This window comes from Pseudomaricurvus alkylphenolicus (genome assembly GCF_011683955.1).
In the GTDB taxonomy this organism is placed as follows: domain Bacteria; phylum Pseudomonadota; class Gammaproteobacteria; order Pseudomonadales; family Cellvibrionaceae; genus Pseudomaricurvus; species Pseudomaricurvus alkylphenolicus.
The window spans coordinates 92,500-113,055 of the sequence record NZ_JAAQPI010000006.1; the positions used below are offsets into that span (position 1 = coordinate 92,500).

Consider the following 20,556-nt stretch of genomic DNA (forward strand, 5'->3'; position numbering starts at 1 on the left):
TTAACAGCAAATTGATCAGTAATTTGCTTGACTTGAAAAAACTAGTTCGTTATAAGAAGACAACTTTCTGGAAGAACGAGTCTTAAATCGCTGTTTCCAGAAGACAGATAATAAGGACGATTGCCAGCTTTTCCAGCCCCCATGGGCAGAAATTAGCATGGCCGCTTGCTAGAACTTGGCAACCACCAACCGACATAAAATTACAATAAATCATCGACGCGACTGTCGCCACCGGCTTATCGTAAGGAATCCGCCATGCCAACAGGTACAGTGAAGTGGTTCAACAATGCAAAGGGTTACGGTTTTATTCTCCCCGATGAGGCGGGAGAGGACCTGTTTGCTCACTATTCTTCAATCATGATGGAAGGCTACAAGACGCTGAAAGCGGGCCAAATGGTCAGCTTTGATGTCGTTGAGGGTGCCAAAGGCCTGCACGCAACCAATATCCAGTTGCCCAGCCGCATGCCCGCGGCCGATCCCGCCCCCATCCCGGTCAAATCCGACAGCGCCGAAGAAACCGCCATTATCAGCTGAGTCCCGCCTGGCAGTTTTGTGCCAGGCCACCTTCAGTCCCCTAAGCCACCTGTAACCTGGAGGACCGCTTCCGCACGCGTCGAATTCAGGCTATGATCCGCCCCCGATTCCAGCGGCACAGATGCCACCACCCCCCAATTACTGACGTGTCCATATGAGCCGAATTATCCTGTTCAACAAGCCGTTCCAGGTTCTGAGCCAGTTCACGGACCAGGAGGGGCGCGCGACACTGAAACAATATCTGGATGACTATCGGGGTTTTTACCCGGCAGGTCGTCTTGATTACGACTCTGAGGGTTTGATGCTGCTGACGGATAATGGCGATCTGCAGCACCAAATCAGCCATCCCCGCCACAAACAGCCCAAAACCTATTGGGCACAGGTAGAAGGGATCCCCGATGCCTCATCGGTGCAACAATTGCGCCAGGGAGTCACCCTGAACGATGGCCCCACACGCCCCGCCAAAGTCCAGCTGATTGAGAAACCCGAAGCCCTGTGGCCGCGCCGGCCACCCATCCGCGAACGTCAGTCGATCCCTACAGCCTGGCTACAATTAACGATAACTGAGGGCCGCAACCGCCAGGTCAGGCGCATGACGGCTGCGGTCGGGCACCCCACCCTGCGTCTGATACGTCAATCGATCGGTGCATGGACGCTCAAGGGTTTGCAACCCGGCGAGTTCAGGGTTGAGACAGTCCACCTGCCTCAGTCCGCCCGTAAGCAGTCGTCTCGCAGCGCAGCAGCCAGAAAGCCCAGAGCTAACCGTCCGCCTAGATAGGAACAGGTCCATGTCCGAAATGCCCCATGCCACAGTCGCAACCGTGGTTGAAAAAGACGGCCGCTACCTGCTGGTCAAGGAAATTGCTGGAGATAAGACGGTTTATAATCAACCCGCCGGGCACATAGAAAATGGTGAATCCATTATCGCGGCCGCTATTCGGGAAACGTTTGAGGAAACCGGCTGGCACATCCACCCGATCCGCGTCGGCGGCATCTGCGTTTTTCATGCTCCCAATGGCATCTCCTACATCCGCACGACGCTGATCGCGGAAGCGATAGATTGTGACCCTGATGCCAGCCTGGACAGCGGTATACTGGAAGCCGTATGGCTGACCTATGAAGAAATTGCCTTGCTGGAGACGGAACTGCGCAGCCCGGTGGTTCTGAAGGTGATTGAGGACTACCGTCTGGGAATCTCCTATCCCTTGGACCTGATCCACGAGCAAGGGTAGAATACGCCCCCTTTTTACCAACGGATTCGAAGATGTCCCCCCCTTCCCACAAAAAAGTGATTGTCGGTATGTCCGGCGGCGTAGACTCCTCTGTCTCCGCCCTGCTTCTGCAGCAACAGGGCTACCAGGTGGAAGGGCTGTTCATGAAGAACTGGGACGAGGATGACGGCACCGAATATTGCACCGCCAAAGATGACCTGGCAGACGCCCAGATCGTCTGTGACAAACTGGGCATGCGGCTGCACACAGCCAACTTTGCCGCCGAGTACTGGGACAACGTTTTTGAGCACTTTCTGGAGGAATACCAGGCGGGCCGAACGCCTAACCCCGATATTTTGTGCAACCGGGAAATCAAATTCAAAGTGTTCCTGGATTATGCGGAAGTTTTGGGCGCCGATCTGATTGCCACAGGGCATTATGTGCGCCGGGGCGAGCAGAATGGGCGCACCGTGCTGCTCAAAGGGCTGGATAACAACAAAGACCAGAGTTACTTCCTGCATGCGGTGGGTGAGGCAGAATTTGCCCGTACACTTTTCCCGGTGGGAGAACTGGACAAATCTGAGGTGCGACGCCTGGCGGAAGCCCATGATCTGGTTACCCACGATAAAAAGGACAGCACTGGCATCTGCTTTATTGGCGAACGCCGCTTTAAGGACTTTCTGCAGCAGTATCTGCCCGCCCAACCCGGCAAGATTGTGACGCCTGACGGAGCGGTGATTGGCGAGCATTCCGGCCTCATGTATCACACCATCGGTCAGCGCCAGGGGCTGGGTATTGGCGGACTCAAGGGAGCCAGTGAAGAACCCTGGTACGTGGCCCAGAAAGACTTGGTTAATAATGAGCTGGTCGCCGTCCAGGGCAAGAACCATCCATTGCTTCTGAGCGATACTCTCAAGGCCAGCCAGGCCCACTGGATCAACGCCTGCCCCGACACCACGACTTTCCGATGCGCTGCCAAGACCCGCTACCGCCAACCGGACCAGGAATGCGAGGTCACGATCATGGACAATGGCGGGCTACTGGTTCGCTTTGATGAACAACAACGCGCCGTTACGCCCGGCCAGTCAGTGGTATTTTATCAGCAGGACCGTTGCCTCGGCGGCGCCGTGATCGACCAGGCACTGCCCGGAACCCCTTAGCCCACAGTCAGGACAGGAACCCCACGAGTGAGCAAACACTGGAACGATATTACGCTGGCACTGGCGGGCGTATTTCAGGCAGCGGCTCTGGTTGAGCAGCTGGCCAAAACCGGATATATCCCCTCAGAGCCACAGCAGTCCTCCATCAGCAGCCTGTTTGTGCAGAATCCGGAGAACACTCTGGCAGTCTATGGTGGCAGCCAGCAGGGCGTAGAGCTTGGGCTGAAGGTGATGAGCGATCTGTTGCATCATCACCAGAATCGCGACTACCCGGACACTTTGCGTTACGTCTTGGGCATTTTGCATCTGCAGAAAAAAATGATGGCCCGAAAAGACATGCTCGAAGTCATCAGTCAGCGCCTTCAGCAGAGCGCTCACCAGGCCGAGCATTTCGGCATCACCCATGAAAATGTGCTGGCCAGCATTGGGGGCCTCTATGGCGATACCATAAGCACATTCAAATTTCGCATTCAGGTGATGGGTGACTTCACCTACCTGCAACAGACCCGTGTGGCCAACCAGATCCGCGCCCTGCTGTTTGCCGGAATTCGCTCAGCCACCCTGTGGCGTCAGGTGGGCGGATCGCGCATGCAGGTGATCCTCAAGCGCAAAAAGCTGTCCCAGACCGCTGATCAGCTGCTCAGGCAAATGAATGCCCACTAGATAACCCTTTTCGGGTATCATGCCCGCCTTCGTCGACACCCAACTGCATGGTTTGAACATTATGGACCTTTCCGCACTTACCGCTGTATCTCCAATTGACGGCCGATATGGCAGCAAAACTACCGACTATCGCCGCATTTTCAGCGAATTTGGCCTCATTCGCTGCCGAGTTGAGGTGGAAATCCGTTGGCTGCAACAGCTGTCCAAGCACCCGGATATCAATGAGGTACCAACGTTCAGCGAAGACACCAACCGCCAGTTGGACAATATCGTCGCCAACTTCAGTGAGGAAGATGCCGGTCGCATCAAGGAAATCGAAAGCACCACCAACCATGATGTGAAAGCGGTTGAGTACTTTATCAAGGAGCAATTCGCCGGCAACGAAGAGCTGCAAAAAGTCACCGAGTTTGTGCACTTTGCCTGCACCTCGGAAGACATCAACAACCTGTCCCACGCGCTGATGCTGCGTGAGGGCCGCAATGCGGTCCTGGTGCCACAGGCCAAGGCAATTGTCGACGCCATCGCTCAACTGGCCAGTGACTATGCGGCCGACCCCATGCTGTCCCGCACCCACGGCCAGACCGCCTCTCCCACCACCGTGGGTAAAGAGATGGCCAACGTAGTGGCACGCCTGCGTCGTCAGCTGGCGCAAATTGAGAAGGTTGAACTGCTGGGCAAGATCAACGGTGCCGTGGGCAACTACAACGCCCATTTGTCTGCGTATCCCAATGTAGATTGGCAGGCCAACGCCGAGGCGTTTGTGCAAAGTCTGGGGCTGACCTGGAACCCCTACACCACGCAGATTGAGCCCCACGACTACATCGCCGAGCTGTTTGACGCGGTAGCCCGTTTCAACACCATCTTGATTGACTTTGATCGCGATGTCTGGGGCTATATTTCTCTGGGTTACTTCAAACAGAAGACAATTGCCGGTGAGGTGGGTTCTTCCACCATGCCGCACAAGGTCAACCCAATCGACTTTGAAAATTCTGAGGGCAATCTTGGCATCGCCAATGCCGTATTTGGTCATCTGGCCGCAAAGCTGCCCGTGTCCCGCTGGCAGAGGGATCTGACTGACTCTACCGTTCTGCGCAATATGGGCGTTGGTTTTGGTTACAGTGCTATCGCCTATGCATCCACACTCAAAGGAATCGGCAAGCTGGAAATCAACCGCGCACGCCTAGCCGAAGACCTGGACAACAGCTGGGAAGTACTGGCGGAGCCTATCCAGACCATCATGCGTCGCTACGATGTACCCGAGCCCTATGAGAAACTCAAAGCATTGACCCGCGGCCAGGCGATTGACCGGGAGGTACTGGCCAACTTTGTGGAAACCCTCGAGATCCCTGAAGAAGCCAAACAGGCTATGCGTGATCTGACCCCTGCCAACTATATTGGCAACGCCGTGGCTCAGGCCAAAGATCTGTAAGCCCCCTCATGCCGGCTCCTGTCCTTCAGCAATTGGGCGACTTACCTGTCGCCCGCTTCCTCAGCGATTATTGGCAAAAAAAGCCGTTGCTCATTCGTCAGGCGCTACCAGGTTATACCAGCCCGATCAGCGCCGATGAACTGGCGGGGCTTGCGCTGGAAGAAGATGTGGAGTCGCGCATAATTGTCGAACAGGGAAAGTCCCCCTGGGAGTTACGCTGCGGCCCCTTCTCAGAACAGGACTTTCAGCAACTTCCGGCTGACAAATGGACACTGCTGGTGCAGGCCGTTGACCACTGGGTTCCGGAAGTCGCCGATCTGCTGGATAGGTTCCGCTTTATCCCCAGCTGGCGTCTGGACGACATTATGGTCAGTTATGCGGCGAACGGCGGCAGCGTCGGGCCCCACTACGACCAGTACGACGTCTTTCTGCTGCAGGCCCAGGGACATCGCGAGTGGCAATTGGGACAGAAGTGCACCAGCCTCTCGCCTTGTCGGGAAGACACGGAACTCCATATTCTGAAAGAATTCCATAGCAGTGAACGCTGGGTACTGGAACCGGGCGACGTCTTGTACCTGCCCCCTCAATGGGCCCATTGGGGCAAGGCGGTTGGAGACGATTGCCTCACCTTCTCAGTAGGATTTCGCGCTCCCAGCCAGGCCGAGATCATCGGCGACTTTGTTCAGGAACGCCTGTCCGAGCTCAGTGAGGATGATCGATATACCGACGCGAACCTCTCGCCCACCGATCAACCCGCAGCTATTGATGACAAGGCCCTGGCACGCGTCGAATCCATTTTGCGATCGGCACTTGAGCAACCACAGGCCATAGCGGACTGGCTCGGGGGCTACATGACTCGTCCCAAGTACGAACAACAATGGCCCCACGTCCCGGAGACTGAAAATTCGCCAGACCTGGACGCGCTTGGCAGCTTCAACTGGTTCCGCAACCCCACTACCCGAATCGCCTATCACTGCAAAGGTGACACGCATTGTCGTCTCTACGTAAACGGGACGGGCCATGATTGCTCACAACAACTGGCCAGGATGCTGGGCAACCAGTCCGAATACGACGGCCCGGGCTTGATGCAGGCATTGCAAAATGACCTTGATCGCGAATTGATAGCACAACTGCTGGCCGCAGAAGATATACTTCCGGAACTCGACGAAGGCGAGTGAGATAACAGGTAATTCCCATCACTTCGTGCCATCATTAATTGGTAAGGAGATCGATATGGAAACGCCCTCTGAAGTCTGCCCCACCTTGTTTTTACTGCACGGACCGGAAACCTTTCGCTCCCGCCTGGAAAGCCTGTTGAACTCGGCGGAACGCAGCCTGGATATACTCAGCGAACACCTCGACCCTCACCTGTTCTCCAATGAGGCAATCTGCAGCGCCATCAGTGCGCTGGCGCGGCGCCATCGCCTGGCCGAAATCCGGGTTATGGTCAAAAATCCCCGCCAACTGGTTGGCTATAACCACCAGCTGGTTCGGCTTCAACAGCGGCTTCCCAGCCGCATCCAGTTGCGACACCTCACCACCGCCCCCCAGGACAATGATCGCTGTTATGTGATTGCGGATGGGCGTCAACTGTTGTTACAGCATAAGGATGGCGACTACGAAGGCTTTTATAACAGCGACGCCGCACCGGAGGCACAGGCTTTGCTTGAGGAATACCATGAACTCTGGGATCGCCAAACCATTGACATCCCCGAACTGAGAAGACTTTCGCTCTAGTGGAGCTGTTACATTGAAGATCCAGCAATGGCTGTTGGCCCTGTTCCTGGTGCTTTCCACCTCCACGGCATTGGCGCAACGGCAACATCTCGAAATCATTCCCCTGCAACACCGAAGCGTCGCGGAGATTCTTCCGGCTCTGCAATCGCTGGCACCGGCGAAAGCGAGTGTGACCGCCAGCGGGCAGAAACTGCTGATTCGTGCTGACTCCCGGGATATCAATGTGTTGCGTCTGGCCGTGGAGGAACTCGACCAGCCCAGACAGTCTCTTCTGGTAAGTATTCGCTTTGAACACACCGAACCATCCAATCCGGAGACTCCGGATAAACGTCGCTACAGCAGCCACTCGCCAGAGAGATTCACGTCTCAGCAAGTGTTGGATGGACATGAACTGATTGTTCGGGACTGGACCACCAAACCCGTTTTGGTCGCAGGGGCCAGGCGCCAGCGTGGCGGTCATGGAACCGAAGGTCTGACACTGGCTGAACAGAGCCAGGGGACTTACCTGCAGCTACGCCCTACCCTGCTGGGCAATAACAGGCTGCAACTTCAGATGGCCTGGGAGAGTACGGAAACAGCACCCGGCTACGGTGATACCACTAGCCGGGGACTCGTTGCAACACGCAACATTCCCCTGGACCGATGGGTGCCTATAGTTACGGACAAATCGCAATTGGCGGTAAAACCGGGCGTGCGTCGCTATGGCGTCAGTGATGTCAACACATTAATGATTCGCGTTTCCCTGAATCCGCAGTAGCTATGCCGGACTTTAAGCCAGGGATAAAATGGATGACATCTCCGACACACACATCAGCGGGTCATAGGCCTTCAAACGGCTGACATGATGGGCCCCATAATCCACAGCCACCCTCGGAACATCTGCCCGGCGCGCCATTTCCATGTCGAACTCTGTGTCGCCCACCATAACAGCGTCAGTCGCTGCCGCCTTGAGTTCATGCAGTAACTCAAACAGCATGCGGGGGTGCGGTTTTGAAGCGGTTTCGTCGGCACAGCGAGAGCTGTGAAACACGCCCTCCAGCCCCATATTCGACCACACGCGGTTCAGCCCTGCCCTGCTCTTGCCGGTGGCAACGGCAATCTGGTGACCGCGGGACACCAATTCGTCCAGCGTTTGTGACACGCCTGGGAACAGTTCGCAGGGAATCTGGTCCGCCTCTCGAAAATGCAGACCGTAGGCCTCACACATATGTCCGATCCCCCTCTCATCGAGTTCGGGGTACAAACGGGCAAGTGCCTCTGGCAATGACAGGCCAATAATGTCCCGAACCTCGTCGTCAGAGCAGGGAGTTAATCCCTGAGCTTCAGAGGCGCGATGCATACAGGCGATGATCTTGGCGGCGGAGTCGCACAAGGTGCCGTCCCAATCAAAGATGTACAACATGGAATCAATCCATCTCCTCAAGATTATCCAGGCCTGCCGCCAGTCCGTCATCAAGGGCAGCCTCAACCTTCAGGCGCCCACCATCATTCGGCAGCACTAAGGACAGCGCAGCAGCATGTAAAAACAAACGGGTAATCCCCCTTTGCTTCATTTCCCGATTGACATCGTCGCTGCCATATTTTGTATCCCCCACCAACGCATGGCCCTGGCACTGTGCGTGGACCCGAATCTGATGGGTACGACCAGTAATGGGTTTGGCCTCCACCAGGGTGCTGTCCCGAAAACGGCGCAATATCTTGAAAGCAGTGCGTGACGGCTTACCCTCAGGGTCCACCCTCACCATACGTTCCCCACTGCTGAGTTCATTTTTCTTCAGCGGGGCATTCACTTCCCGACAGTGATCCGGCCAGCGCCCTTTAACCAGGGCATGGTAGTACTTTTGCACGTGACCATCACGAAGCTGCTGGTGCAAGTAACGTAACATCGAGCGCTTTTTGGCCACCATAATACAACCGGAAGTATCCCGATCAAGACGGTGCACCAGCTCGAGGAAATGCTCCTCCGGTCGCATCTGCCTCAGGGTTTCGATCAAGCCCAGCTGAATGCCACTGCCGCCATGAACTGCCAACCCTGAAGGCTTATTGATAATTAGTAACCCTTTGTTCTCGAAAAGAATTGAGCGTGACAGCAGTTCCCTTAACTGGTCACTGGCCCTGGGTGGCGTCTTGCTGTCGGGCAATCTTACCGGTGGAACTCGAATCTGATCGCCTGGCTGCAACTTATAGTCCGCCTTGATACGCCCCTTGTTGACACGAACTTCACCTTTGCGAAGAATCCTGTAGATCAAGGTGCGCGGCACGCCCTTTAATTCGGCCATGAGAAAGTTGTCAATCCTTTGCCCGGCGCGATCGGGGTCAACCTCCAGAAACCTGACCTTGGTAGGCAGGGGATCGGCAGCCCTGTCCGACCCGGAATGGCGACCAGGAGACTGTTGTAACGCCCTTTCTTCAGTAGTTTTTAGGGAGGACTTGCTCTGTGACGGCTGGCTGCCAGCCACCTTGGCAGGTCGATTACGGCCACGCGCATGCCCAGAGGCAGCCGCCCGGGCACCGGGTCTGGGTCTTTTTTTTGCGCCTCGCGACGACGACTGGGAGTTTTTTCTGCTCATTGCGGGATTATACCGATTCAGGGCCAATATACCTGCAAAAATGCTTTAAATATCAGACAACTACCTGACAAATTTGAAGCTTCTGTGGAATGTTGCTATAGTCCGCTGGTCTGCTCAGGCAGGTTTCCGGACATTGCATGATAAATGAGGCGTGTTGCTAGGAAATACCGCTGACCAGCCGGGCTGCGAGAAAGAAATAAACGCTTTCACGCCGCCAAAAAATAGAGGGTACCCGAGCCTTGAACTTTGAGACAAGCATAGAGAGAAAGCCGGGTACCGATGACAACCGCACCAGTATGGCGGGTCATCTGCAAAGAATGTGAATTGAGATGCTCATTTGAGCCCAGAGCAAGCTCCAGGAGTTTAGCCAGACACGCACCACGGTCGCTTATCGATGGTGCCCCGCCTGACCCATGGCCGCATCGGGTAGATCCCATCGCCGCCAGGGGGCCTTCCGACAGGGATCCGGAGATCACTGACGCTACCCGCCCCCTCTGAGTCAGGCCCCATTGCTGAGCTGACTATCGTGCCAACCGGGCCTGCGCTGTTAGGCGCCCCCATGGCATGAATCCCTGAAGAACTTGTGCTGAGCCAGCAACGTCGGCCTGACCCTGCGGGCGGTAAACCCAAAGGCTGAAAGCCGGCGTAACGAAAGAGTCGATGGTAACGAACAACAGCACTGGACACAGCCCCGTGCGCTTTGATCTGCGGATCATGGCGTGGCTGCTACTGCCCAGCTGACGTATACCGAACAGCCGCCCGTGCGAGCCCCGAAGGCCTCTGGCCCCAAACTGGCAGCGCATGGTTAGCCGCGAGGCTGATCTCCACATTCTTTTCCTGTGCCCCACCTGCCGGTGTCAACCACTGATTAGGTAACCCATGAAAAGAATGCTCATCAACGCAACTCAACCTGAAGAGTTGCGCGTAGCACTGGTCGACGGCCAATGGCTCTACGACCTCGATATCGAAAATCGCACCCGCGAGCAGAAAAAAGCCAACATCTACAAAGGTAAAATCACCCGTGTAGAACCCAGCCTGGAAGCAGCATTTGTCGACTACGGCGCTGAGCGACACGGCTTCCTGCCCCTGAAGGAAATCTCCCGCGAATACTTTTCCAAGTCTCCAGGCGAGATCGAAGGCCGTGTACGCATCAAGGATGTGGTCAAGGAAGGCCAGGAAATCGTTGTCCAGGTGGACAAAGAAGAGCGCGGCAACAAAGGGGCGGCCCTCACCACCTTTATCAGCCTTGCCGGTCGCTACCTGGTGCTGATGCCCAACAACCCCCGCGCAGGCGGCATTTCGCGCCGCATCGACGGCGAAGACCGCGCAGAATTGCGCGAAGCTCTCTCCAAAATCGAAGTCCCGAGCGGCATGGGTGTTATCGTGCGCACGGCCGGTGTCGGACGCAGCGCCGAGGAGCTGCAGTGGGACCTGGACAACCTGCTCAAACTATGGGATTCGATTGCCCAGGCGGCAGACGCCCAGTCCGCCCCGAATTTCCTGTTCCAGGAAAGCAACGTGCTCTATCGCGCCATTCGCGATTACCTGCGCCTCGATGTAGGCGAAATTATCGTCGACCGCAAGGAATCTTACGATCTGGTACAGGCACTGATTGCCCAGATGATGCCGGGCAACACCAACAAGGTGAAGCTGTACGAAGACGACACCCCGCTGTTCAACCGCTACCAGATCGAGAGCCAGATCGAAACCGCATTTGAACGGGAAGTAAAACTGCCTTCCGGCGGCTCCATTGTGATCGACGTTACTGAAGCGCTGATCTCGATTGATATTAACTCAGCGCGCGCCACTAAAGGCAGCGACATTGAGGAGACCGCCCTACGCACCAATCTGGAAGCGGCCGATGAAATTGCGCGCCAGCTGCGACTGCGTGATATGGGCGGCCTGGTGGTTATCGACTTTATCGATATGCAACCGGTTCGCAACCAGCGTGAAGTTGAGAATCGCATGCGCGATGCACTCAATATGGACCGCGCCAGGGTACAGGTTGGCCGCATTTCCCGCTTCGGCCTGTTGGAAATGTCCCGACAACGCCTGCGCCCTTCCCTGGGTGAAACCACCTCCAAAGTCTGCCCCCGCTGTAGCGGACAGGGCACTATCCGCTCCACCAAATCCATTGCCCTGTCAATTTTGCGTCTGGTGGAGGAAGAAGCACAGAAAGAGCGCAGCGCAGAGATCCGTGCGATTACGCCGGTGCCCGTGGCCACCTATCTCCTCAACGAGAAGCGCAAGGCGATTTCCAATATTGAGAACCGCAATGACACCCGCGTACTCATTATCCCCAATGAACAAATGGTGACTCCGCACTTTGAGGTCCAGCGCCTCAGAGATGACGAAGCCAATACCGTTGAAACCAGCTACAAGATAGTCACCGCCACAGAAGAACAGGTTCCGGAAGAGGTCAGTCCCAAGGCGGATACCACGCCAGCCCCGCAGCCGGCAGTGCAGCAGCTGACCCCCACTGACATGGCCCCCGCTCCGACTCCCGAACCGAAACCAGAGCCCGAGGAACCCAAGAAGCCTGGCCTGTTCACCCGCATGATGCATGCACTGTTTGGCGACCCGGAAGAGAAAGCCCGCCTCGAAAAAGAAGAGGAAGAGCGCCAGAAGAAGGCCCAACGCAACCGCAACCGACGGGGTAGCGGCCGCAATCGTCGCGGCGGCCAACAGCAGGGCAACCGCGGTGACAAACGTCGCGGTGATAATCGTGGTGAACGCGGCGACAAGCGTCAGGAAGCGCGCGATGGCGATAACCGTCGTCGCGACAGACGTGGCGACCAGGAAGAGAGACGCGGCGAAGGGCAATCCCGGCGCCGTGATGGTCGCAAGGGCCGCGACGAGCGCAAACCTCAGGACGACCGCAGAACCCAGGACACTGTCAGCGATAGCAGCCAGAATCTTGCTACCGAAGATCGCCCTGCCAAGCGCCCCGCCAACAAGCGTGGCAAACCGCAGCCTCGCCGCCGCGGTCGTCGCGATGGCGGTGAGAATGTGGAGAGCAGTGCAGAAGTTGAAAACCTGAACAGCCAGGTGAGCGACGCGATCGACACCAAAGCGATGCAGGACAGCGAGAACACTGCCCGCGCTGAAGACGGTGGTGATCAAGGCCAGTCCGAACCACGCCGCCGCCGCTCACGCAACCGCTCTGAGCGCAAGCCTGCAGACGGCCAGACCGCTGACAAGCGCGCCAGCAACCCGCAGAATGCTGATAGCCAGCCGAAAGAAACGGCCGACAGCCAACCGAAAGAAAAAGAACAGGCTGAAAAGCCCAGAAAAGCGACTGCCCGCAAACCACAGGGCGAAAAGTCCGGTGAAATGACTGACGGCAAGCGTCAGAAAAAGGCCGTTCAAGAAAAGCCGGCTGAAACCAGGCAAGCTGCCAAAAGGTCAGACAGGCCAGTAAACGCGAGCGAGAGCAAGGCACAGAGCAACGCTGAGCAGCGTCCGGCCAGGCCAGAGGCTCAAGTCTCGACTGAAAAGCAGGCACCTGCCCCTGAAGTGGAGGCCAAGCCCGAGACTGAGTCCGTACCCAAGCAACCGGCAAAGGCAAAAACCGAGGCGCCTGCCAAGGCAGACGCGATCGCAGAAAAGCCTGCACCTGCCACAGATAGCGACGCCGGAGCCCAGGTGGAGCTGCCACTGGAAAGCACACCCGTGCAGGAACAGAGGGCTTCCGAAGCGGATGTCAGTATCCCGAGCGCTGCAACAGCGCCTGTGGCTGAAACCACACAGCAGGAACCTGCGGCAGAGGCCGCAATTGCCGAACAAGCAATCGAGCCTGAGGCAGAGAAGCCACAAGCCCCTGCGGAGGTAGAACCTCAGCCTGAGGTGGAGTCTCAGTCTGCAACAGAGCCTCAGCCTGTGATAGAGCCTCAGCCCGTGATAGAGCCTCAGGCAGAAGCTGCGGAATCGGCACCTGAAGTCGCTCCTGTGGCGTCAGTGGAGACACAGGAAACCGCCTCGGAGACCAAGGCTGCTGAGGCCACAGAAACTGAAGCATCTGCACCGGAACAGGAGCCGCCTCAAGCGGCCACTGAAGAAGTTGCCGAGCCCCCTGTTGCTGAAGTCGCGCCGACGGAGAAACCACGCTATGCGCGTGCAGGTAACGACCCGCGGAATAATCCCCGCCCGGTCACCAGCCTGAGTATCCAGACGGTAGAATCCAGTGTTCAGGTCAGCCTGCCACTGGATACCGCCACCCCGGCGGCGGTGGAGCACAATCCACGCCCGCTGGCACGACCCGATAACGACCCGAGGGTGAGTGCTTCAAGCGGCGAGTAATCGCCGCCTCACACCCATCCCTGAAAAGGCTCTGGATTAATCCCCAGAGCCTTTTTTCTATCTACTTTCGACTCCGCAACGGCAAATCCAGGCGACCACGTTTTTTCTTTAAAAATAACGGCTTAGCGGGTTGCCGTGGGCGCAAACCTATGTATAATGCCCTTCGTTCCGGTGGGGTGGCTGAGTGGTCGAAAGCGGCGGTCTTGAAAACCGTTGAGTGTAACAGCTCCCAGGGTTCGAATCCCTGCCCCACCGCCATCCTTCCTCTTCTTTTTCGCCCCTCCCCTGCTGTTATCGACAAGCTCATCATCGCCATTGATGACGACAATTGGTTTTCATTTTTCGCTGTCGCTGAATACCCTCACTTTTCACGAGTGTATCCGCCATATTTTTGTAACTAAAATCAACTACTTAAGCCGCACATTTAGAAGCGTTAAGCATCTTGATTTTGCCCCAATGGTTTGTATTATGGCAGCATAACGTTTTGGAACAGCTCTCAACGGAGATTGATCATGCAACAGGTATACTCTCAGACGCAGACCCAGTCTGCTGTCTCCACCAATAAAGTTCTGAAGAACACTTACATGCTGCTCGCTTTGACCATGGGCGTCAGCGCCATTGCCTGTGGCATTGCCATGGCTGTAGGCCTGGGTCGCGGTGCCGCACTGGTCATGAACCTGGCCGCCCTCGCCCTGGTCTGGTTCGTTCTGCCCAGAACCGCGAATTCAAGCTCAGGTATCTACGTTGTCTTCGGATTCACCGCTCTACTCGGTGCCTCCCTTGGCCCCACCTTGAATTATTATCTGGCCATGAGCAATGGCTCCCAGATTGTTCTGCAGGCTCTGGCCGGCACGGCAATGGTCTTCTTTGGTCTGTCCGGTTACGTTCTGACCACCAAGAAAGACTTTAGCTTTATGCGAGGCTTCCTGGTAACCGGCCTGATTGTTGTCCTGCTGTGTGCCCTCGGCCTGATGGTCGCCGGCTTCTTCGGGGTTCACATAGCTGGCGCCTCTCTGGCGATCAGTGCAGCCATCGTGTTCCTGATGTCCGGGTTCATCCTGTTTGATACCAGCCGCATTGTAAATGGTGGCGAGACCAACTACATCATGGCCACCGTTTCACTCTACCTGAACATATACAACCTGTTCGTTGCCCTGCTGCACCTGATCGGTGCCAGCGACGACTAAATTGCTATCCGCGCCCCTATTAAAAAGGGGCGCATCTTATCTTTTGATCCCACAATGAAGTTCGCCCTGGTGGTTCAGTCTCCACCGACCGCCCCCTACAGCGAAAGCGCTTTGCGTTTTGCCCACAGCCTCCTGCAACAAGGGCACCAGCTCTATCGGGTGTTTTTTTCCGGTGATGGCACACTTAACGGCTCCGCCCTGCATAGCGAACCGGAATCAGCTATTCAGCAACGCTGGCAGCAACTTCACCAGGTTCACGGCGTTGATCTGGTGGTCTGCATTTCCGCAGCCTTAAAACGTGGTATTGTCGATGCCTCAAATGCCAGAAGACTCGGTCTCAACGGTGAGAACCTGTTGCCGGGATTTGAACTCTCGGGGCTGGGGCAGCTGGCTGATGCCGGGGTTTCGGCGGACCGGGTGATCAGCTTTGGCTAAACGTAAAATGCTGTTTGTCATCAGTGCCTGCGGCGAAAACCCCGCCGTAAGAGAAGGCCTGGATGCCGCACTGGCCAGCGCTGTTTTTGATCAACAAATCAACTTACTGCTACTCGGGGATGCCGTCACCCTGCTCGCCCCCACCCGGCCCGTAGACAACAGCAAAAGTCCTGGTGAATTACTGCAAATGGCCGCCATGTTTGGCATTGAGGGAGTTTATGCTGATCGTCAGGCTATAGACCAACTGTCACTGACATCGCCTTTCGTTGTCGATGCCAGCCCACTGGCTTTGGATGAGATAGGCCAGCTATTGACTGACCAAGACACGGTTTTTCACTTTTGACGCCACCATGACTTTGCATATTATTCAACACAGTCGGTCAGAGCGCCCGAACTTCGATACCTGTACCGCTGTGGCTGCTTCCGGTGATGCGCTCATCCTGATTCAGAATGGTGTTCTTGAGGCTTGCAAAGTGCACGATTCACTTCCCCAAGAGGTGGAGTTCTGGGTTCTCGAAGATGACCTGGCTGGACGAGGAATGGAGAGTCAGCTGCAATCGCCATTCAAACCACTGAGTTACGATGGTTTTGTAGAGCTCTGCACCCGGCACAAGCCCGTTCATACTTGGCGTTAGCTTATATGCACGGCGTCAGCTTAGGCGAGGTGAATGAGTATCTGTCGCTCATGCGCCCGATGCCGATGTTCCCAAAGAAAAATACCTTGCCAGGTTCCCAGTGCTAATTTACCGGCAAGCACCGGAATAGACAGCGACGTCGCCGTCAGCGCAGCCTTGATATGGGCCGGCATATCGTCCGGCCCCTCAAGGGTATGGGTATAAATCGGGTCGGACTCGGGCACCAGTCGGTTGAGCCAATGCTCCAGATCCACACGAGCGCTGGGATCATAATTTTCCTGGATCAATAGGCTGGCCGAAGTATGCTGAATATAGAGCGTACATAGCCCCTCATTCATCCCACAGCCCGATACCAGATCACAGACCGACCGGGTCACATCGTGCAATCCCTGGCCCGGTGTCTTTACATCCAGGACTTTGATCACAACACTCTCTCCCTAGCCTTCATTCATACGCCCGGCATACTCAAAGGTTGTGCAGAAACGATAACGCCATTGTTATCCGCGTAAACATACTCACCGGGGCTAAAAGTCACTCCCCCAAAGGTCACGGCCACATTGAGATCACCAATGCCTTTTTTCTCAGTCTTCATCGGATGGGTGTTCAACGCCTGCACTCCAAGATCAAGAGCACCAATGGCATCAACGTCACGAATGCAACCGTACATCAGTATGCCCTCCCAACCGTTATTGACCGCCTTTTCCGCCAACATGTCGCCCAGGCAGGCACGGCGCAGTGATCCACCGGCATCGACCACTAACACCTTGCCCTGACCGGGCTCCGCCACTTGCTCACGCACCAGCGAATTATCTTCAAAGCACTTAATGGTTACGATTTCCCCATCAAATGAGCGGCGACCGCCGTAGTTGTTGAACATGGGCTCAACAACACGCACAAGCTCTGGGTAGGCATCACATAGATCCGGAGTGAGGTATTCCATAACGTCTCCTATCAGCTAAAGGCGACGTTATATCACAATACCGATAGTGTTGCCTTCGTAAACAGGTGTATAAGACTTGAGAGGCTGGAGGCAGCCAGGCGCACGCCCTTGCCCACTATCGAGGTTAAACTCAATACCATGCATCGGACAACGGATGACCCCATCGCGAATGCTAGCGTAGGTCAATGGGGCATCCATATGAGGACAGCGGTTTTCAATCAGGTAAGTGCGCTGCTGGTCCTGAATCAGCAACAGCTCCAGCCCCTGAACACGGAACGCGCGCTGATAACCATCATAGAGCTGGTGCAGCTTCTCCAGTGGATAATAGGTCATCTTCAGTCGCTCCCCTGGCGTACTGAGCAATGAGTGTTTCCTGCAGACTGGCGACTTTCGTCGCATTCGTCAAGGTATTCGCTATCGACTCGGCAGACCAGGCCTGGGATTCTATGTGTGAGTTAAGCGTTGTCATCTGACCCGAAGCATTGAGTTGTGCCAAACCGGGATCCCAGCCCTCGAGATCCGGTGAATCGCCCAGCCACTGAATGGGTGTTTCAATCTCTTGCAGGGCCCGCCACAAGTCCAACCCCAGCGCCTCACCGCGGTTACGCAGCCACTGACTCTCCCTCTGCATTTGCAGCAACAGGCTGGAGGGCTCCGTTTCCGGACCTAACTCGGATTGCGACTGCAGGCGCCCCCTGGTCAGCGAGCGCCCCAGATTGAGACCGGGAATACGTGACCAGGTGGCTCGATAAAACGGTACCCCGATGCCTGTCACGGAGGATATGGTTTCGCGAGCAGCGGATTGAGATGCCAGTGCCATGAGCAATGCACCGGCTCCGGCACCGTGGCCGAGCCAGTGAACCGCCCTCTCGCATTGTTCGTGAATAAACAGATTCGCGGCCGGAATGTCATACCTGGCGTAGTCCACCAGCGTCCCCTGTTCAAACTCCTGATTGATTGGCGACAGACCATGCCCACGAGCTTCCATCAACCAGACATCAACACCTGCCTGGACAAGACCGCGGGCGAGCCCGCCGCCACATTCCGGCAGCCACAGGCGACGATTTTGAAAACTGCCGTGCAACAGGGCAACCGTGAGCCCCAGAGGGCGAGGCTGTTCGATCTCCGACTCGTCCGGAACCGATAAATGCGTCAATGCCAACTCGACAGATTTATCCGGACTGGTATTGGGTTTGATCAGATACACATCTTCGGCAATACCGCATTGCACATCGGCACCCATCAGACGTGCAGGAAAAAAACGACTGCTACTTTTCACCGAACTCGCTCGCTACAACTTTTGACGGATTCTAAACTTTGATCTGATCGTGATCGCTAATTATGCATTGTTCGATACATGACTGAGATGCAACCAGGTTTCAACCAGTGAGTCCGGATTAAGAGAAATACTGTCGATTCCCTGCTCCATCAACCAAACGGCAAAGTCCAAATGGTCCGATGGTCCCTGACCGCAAATACCGACGTACTTGCCGGCTTTTTTGCAGCTGCCTATTGCCATTTGTAACAGTTTTTTTACCGCTGGGTTACGCTCATCGAATTGCTGAGCGACCAAACCTGAATCCCGATCCAACCCTAAGGTTAGCTGGGTTAAATCGTTTGAGCCAATAGAAAAACCATCAAAATAGTGTAAAAACTCGTCGGCCATTAATGCATTGGCCGGCAGCTCGCACATCATAATCACTCTCAACCCCTGCTCTCCGCGCACAAGACCGTTATCGGCCAATACGTCATTGACCTGCTGCGCTTCCGCCAGAGTTCTGACAAACGGGACCATAATTTCGACGTTGGTTAAACCGATTTCTTCGCGTACCCATTTGATCGCCCGACACTCCAGAGCGAAGCTCTCCGCAAATGAGCGGGAAGTAAATCGCGCCGAGCCCCGAAACCCCAACATGGGATTTTCCTCCAGAGGTTCGAATTGATCACCACCGATCAGATGGGCATATTCATTGGATTTGAAATCCGATAAACGGACAACCACCTTGTGCGGTGCAAACGCCGCAGCCAGCATGGCAATGCCTTCCGCCAGCTTCTGCACAAAGAATTCAACGGGACTGGCATAGCCCGCCATTTGACGATCTATTTGTGCTCGAATGCTCGGTGGCATGGACGAATATTGCAACAGTGCATTGGGATGAACGCCCACCATCCGATTGATGATAAATTCCAGACGCGCCAGACCCACACCGGCATGAGGCAAACGCTGAAAGTCAAAAGCTCTGTCGGGGTTGCCCACATTCAACATCAACTGGAAAGGCAGATCCGGCATGCTGCCTATGTTACGACGCTCGACCTCATACGGCAGTTGTCCATCATAGACATATCCGGTATCACCCTCGGCACAGGAAACCGTCACCAACTGACCAGTGGACAGCAACTCGGTTGCGTCACCGCAACCAACAACTGCGGGGATGCCGAACTCCCTGGCAATGATTGCGGCGTGACAGGTGCGTCCGCCACGATTAGTCACAATCGCACTGGCACGCTTGATCGCCGGTTCCCAATCAGGATCTGTGTGATCGGCCACCAACACTTCTCCATCCCGCAACGACGAAATGTCTTCCGTACGGGCAACGATTCGAACCACGCCACTGCCAATGCGCTGGCCAATGCTACGGCCCTGCGCAAGTACTGAACTACCGCCCTTCAACTGATATCGCTCATAGGACTGAGCGCGGGTTTCCACCCTTGCCGGGTTCGCCTGCAGAATATAGAGTTTCTCGGTCAGCCCGTCCTTTGCCCACTCCACATCAACCGGCGTGCCAAAATATTTTTCGATACACAATGCCAATTTGCCCAGCGCCTCCGCCTCACCGTCAGTCAAACTGAACAAACGCGCATCTTCATCATCCACAGGTTGGGCCTCAACGCCGCTGCCATCACTGGCGTAGATCAACCTTTGGGTCTTGCTACCCAATTTGCGGCGGAGCACTGGCGATTTGCCTTGTTCCAATGCAGTTTTGTACAAACAGAGCTCGTCAGGATTAACCATCCCTTTCGTCACCGCTTCGCCCAACCCGTATGTGGCATTAAGGAGCACCACCTGATCAAAACCGGTCTGGCAATCCAATGTGGACATTACGCCACTGATCGACAGATCGCTTCTAACCATCGCCTGCACGGTGACCGCCAGAGACACCTCTCTATGGCTGTTACCCTGGTAGGCACGGTAGCTTATCGACCGCTCAGAAAACAAAGCCACATACAGGCTCTTGATCGCGTCGATAACCCCTTCTCCACCGTGAACATTCAACTTGCTCTCCAGCTGACTCACCGGCGATCCATAAAGGGAAGCGCGTACCGAGAAGGAGCACTCCGGCGACCGCGTTTCAAGCGCTTCCACCGCCTGACAAACCTGCTGCACGAACGAGTGAGAGAACGGCGCTTTAGCAATGCGGTCCCGAAACTCGACAGAAACTCTGGCCAGAGCATCAGGGTCACTGACATCAACCGTTTCCAGCACCTCAAACAGGTCTTCGTTCAGGTCATTGCTCGCCAGAAATTCCCGGAAGCTGTGGACCGTCACCACGAATCCGTCTGGAACACTGACGCCGCCCCCCGACAAGGCCTCCATCATTTCTCCCAGCCACGCGTTTTTGTCTCCCACCTGCGGACGATCGGCCAGTCGCACTTGCGCGAGTGAAATGACATAGGCTGGGTCAGTCATTGAGAGAGTCCTTCTTTCGGGGATGGCGTCGAGCAGTAAAGGCTGGCATTTACCGGAGGTTATAAACT

At 55.7% G+C, this 20,556-nt stretch carries 21 protein-coding genes and 1 tRNA gene; 15 read left to right on the plus strand and 7 right to left on the minus strand.

Going from position 1 to position 20,556, the window contains the following annotated elements:
* Positions 1-255 precede the first annotated feature (255 nt).
* The 9 genes from HBA55_RS16350 to HBA55_RS16390 all read left to right on the plus strand — a co-directional run bounded on the left by HBA55_RS16350 (position 256) and on the right by HBA55_RS16390 (position 7,491).
* Positions 256-534 (plus strand): cold-shock protein, encoded by a 279-nt coding sequence (locus HBA55_RS16350; RefSeq protein ID WP_166993630.1) that lies wholly within the window; start codon positions 256-258, stop codon positions 532-534.
* Between the two features lie 154 nt (positions 535-688).
* Positions 689-1,312, plus strand: coding sequence for a pseudouridine synthase (locus HBA55_RS16355; protein ID WP_166993632.1), 624 nt, complete (start codon positions 689-691; stop codon positions 1,310-1,312).
* A gap of 10 nt (positions 1,313-1,322) precedes the next feature.
* Entirely contained in the window at positions 1,323-1,766 is a 444-nt protein-coding gene (locus HBA55_RS16360) for an NUDIX hydrolase (protein WP_166993634.1), read from the plus strand.
* Positions 1,767-1,798: 32 nt separating this feature from the next.
* A complete protein-coding gene (gene mnmA, locus HBA55_RS16365; protein ID WP_166993636.1) occupies positions 1,799-2,905 on the plus strand; it encodes a tRNA 2-thiouridine(34) synthase MnmA in 1,107 nt (368 codons plus the stop codon).
* 27 nt (positions 2,906-2,932) lie between these two features.
* Positions 2,933-3,568 carry a high frequency lysogenization protein HflD gene (gene hflD / locus HBA55_RS16370; RefSeq protein WP_166993638.1) on the plus strand — a complete coding sequence of 212 codons (636 nt, stop codon included), beginning with the start codon at positions 2,933-2,935 and terminating at the stop codon, positions 3,566-3,568.
* A 61-nt stretch (positions 3,569-3,629) separates the two neighbouring features.
* Positions 3,630-4,997, plus strand: coding sequence for an adenylosuccinate lyase (purB, locus tag HBA55_RS16375; protein ID WP_166994189.1), 1,368 nt, complete (start codon positions 3,630-3,632; stop codon positions 4,995-4,997).
* An 8-nt stretch (positions 4,998-5,005) separates the two neighbouring features.
* Entirely contained in the window at positions 5,006-6,175 is a 1,170-nt protein-coding gene (locus HBA55_RS16380) for a cupin domain-containing protein (protein WP_166993640.1), read from the plus strand.
* A 55-nt stretch (positions 6,176-6,230) separates the two neighbouring features.
* Positions 6,231-6,734 (plus strand): DUF7931 domain-containing protein, encoded by a 504-nt coding sequence (locus HBA55_RS16385; RefSeq protein ID WP_166993641.1) that lies wholly within the window; start codon positions 6,231-6,233, stop codon positions 6,732-6,734.
* Between the two features lie 13 nt (positions 6,735-6,747).
* Positions 6,748-7,491, plus strand: a complete 744-nt coding sequence (locus HBA55_RS16390) for a secretin N-terminal domain-containing protein (protein WP_166993642.1) — start codon at positions 6,748-6,750, stop codon at positions 7,489-7,491.
* Between the two features lie 12 nt (positions 7,492-7,503).
* On the opposite strand, the gene HBA55_RS16395 is transcribed toward HBA55_RS16390, so the two are convergent.
* Together HBA55_RS16395 and rluC are read right to left on the minus strand one after the other, a co-directional pair.
* On the minus strand, positions 7,504-8,136 hold the full coding sequence (locus tag HBA55_RS16395) for an HAD-IA family hydrolase (protein WP_166993644.1): 633 nt from the start codon (positions 8,134-8,136) through the stop codon (positions 7,504-7,506).
* Between the two features lie 4 nt (positions 8,137-8,140).
* Complete coding sequence (gene rluC / locus HBA55_RS16400; RefSeq protein WP_277345637.1) at positions 8,141-9,082, minus strand: 23S rRNA pseudouridine(955/2504/2580) synthase RluC; 942 nt, start codon at positions 9,080-9,082, stop codon at positions 8,141-8,143.
* Positions 9,083-10,183: 1,101 nt separating this feature from the next.
* Here rluC and rne point away from each other — a divergent pair.
* From rne to tusB, 6 genes are all read left to right on the plus strand, one after another.
* Positions 10,184-13,603, plus strand: a complete 3,420-nt coding sequence (rne, locus tag HBA55_RS16405) for a ribonuclease E (RefSeq protein WP_166993648.1) — start codon at positions 10,184-10,186, stop codon at positions 13,601-13,603.
* A 170-nt stretch (positions 13,604-13,773) separates the two neighbouring features.
* Positions 13,774-13,861: transfer RNA gene (locus HBA55_RS16410), tRNA-Ser, on the plus strand.
* A 254-nt stretch (positions 13,862-14,115) separates the two neighbouring features.
* Positions 14,116-14,790, plus strand: a complete 675-nt coding sequence (locus tag HBA55_RS16415) for a Bax inhibitor-1/YccA family protein (RefSeq protein WP_166993650.1) — start codon at positions 14,116-14,118, stop codon at positions 14,788-14,790.
* A 54-nt stretch (positions 14,791-14,844) separates the two neighbouring features.
* On the plus strand, positions 14,845-15,225 hold the full coding sequence (tusD, locus tag HBA55_RS16420) for a sulfurtransferase complex subunit TusD (protein WP_166993652.1): 381 nt from the start codon (positions 14,845-14,847) through the stop codon (positions 15,223-15,225).
* Positions 15,218-15,568, plus strand: coding sequence for a DsrE family protein (locus HBA55_RS16425; RefSeq protein WP_166993654.1), 351 nt, complete (start codon positions 15,218-15,220; stop codon positions 15,566-15,568). The genes tusD and HBA55_RS16425 overlap by 8 nt, the downstream gene beginning before the upstream one ends.
* Positions 15,569-15,575: 7 nt before the next feature.
* Complete coding sequence (gene tusB, locus HBA55_RS16430) at positions 15,576-15,860, plus strand: sulfurtransferase complex subunit TusB (RefSeq protein WP_166993656.1); 285 nt, start codon at positions 15,576-15,578, stop codon at positions 15,858-15,860.
* A gap of 20 nt (positions 15,861-15,880) precedes the next feature.
* On the opposite strand, the gene HBA55_RS16435 is transcribed toward tusB, so the two are convergent.
* From HBA55_RS16435 to ppsA, 5 genes are read right to left on the minus strand one after another with little or no spacing between them, the layout of a single operon-like run.
* Positions 15,881-16,285, minus strand: a complete 405-nt coding sequence (locus tag HBA55_RS16435; RefSeq protein WP_166993657.1) for a secondary thiamine-phosphate synthase enzyme YjbQ — start codon at positions 16,283-16,285, stop codon at positions 15,881-15,883.
* 23 nt (positions 16,286-16,308) lie between these two features.
* Entirely contained in the window at positions 16,309-16,800 is a 492-nt protein-coding gene (gene rraA, locus HBA55_RS16440) for a ribonuclease E activity regulator RraA (RefSeq protein ID WP_166993659.1), read from the minus strand.
* A gap of 27 nt (positions 16,801-16,827) precedes the next feature.
* Positions 16,828-17,133 (minus strand): Rieske (2Fe-2S) protein, encoded by a 306-nt coding sequence (locus HBA55_RS16445; protein WP_166993661.1) that lies wholly within the window; start codon positions 17,131-17,133, stop codon positions 16,828-16,830.
* On the minus strand, positions 17,093-18,079 hold the full coding sequence (locus tag HBA55_RS16450) for an alpha/beta fold hydrolase (RefSeq protein WP_166993663.1): 987 nt from the start codon (positions 18,077-18,079) through the stop codon (positions 17,093-17,095). The genes HBA55_RS16445 and HBA55_RS16450 overlap by 41 nt, the downstream gene beginning before the upstream one ends.
* 60 nt (positions 18,080-18,139) lie before the next feature.
* Positions 18,140-20,488 (minus strand): phosphoenolpyruvate synthase, encoded by a 2,349-nt coding sequence (gene ppsA / locus HBA55_RS16455; protein WP_166993665.1) that lies wholly within the window; start codon positions 20,486-20,488, stop codon positions 18,140-18,142.
* Positions 20,489-20,556: the final 68 nt, after the last annotated feature.